The following is a 339-nucleotide window of genomic DNA, read 5'->3' on the forward strand; positions in this document are numbered from 1 at the left end:
ATGGAAAGTCTGAACGCCCTGCTTCAGGGCATGGGGCTGATGCACCTTGGCGCAGGCCAGGCCATCATGCTGCTGGTCAGCCTGCTGCTGCTGTGGCTGGCGATTGCGAAAAAGTTCGAACCGTTACTGCTGCTGCCGATTGGCTTCGGCGGCCTGCTCTCCAACATCCCGGAAGCGGGTATGGCGCTGACCGCGCTGGAAAGCCTGCTGGCGCATCACGACGCCGGGCAGCTGGCGGTGATTGCCGCGAAGCTCAACTGCGCGCCGGACGTGCACGCCATTAAAGAGGCATTAGCGCTGGCGCTGCCGTCGGTGCAGAGCCAGATGGAGAACCTGGCG

At 63.7% G+C, this 339-nt stretch carries 1 protein-coding gene; it reads left to right on the top strand.

Going from position 1 to position 339, the window contains the following annotated elements; all coding sequences use genetic code 11:
• A partial coding sequence (locus NA197_RS23460) for a sodium ion-translocating decarboxylase subunit beta (RefSeq protein ID WP_181380811.1) occupies positions 1 to 339 on the top strand: 339 nt, incomplete at its 3' end.

Origin of the sequence: Salmonella sp. NW884 (genome assembly GCF_051700745.1) — a bacterium.
Classification (GTDB): domain Bacteria; phylum Pseudomonadota; class Gammaproteobacteria; order Enterobacterales; family Enterobacteriaceae; genus Salmonella; species Salmonella enterica.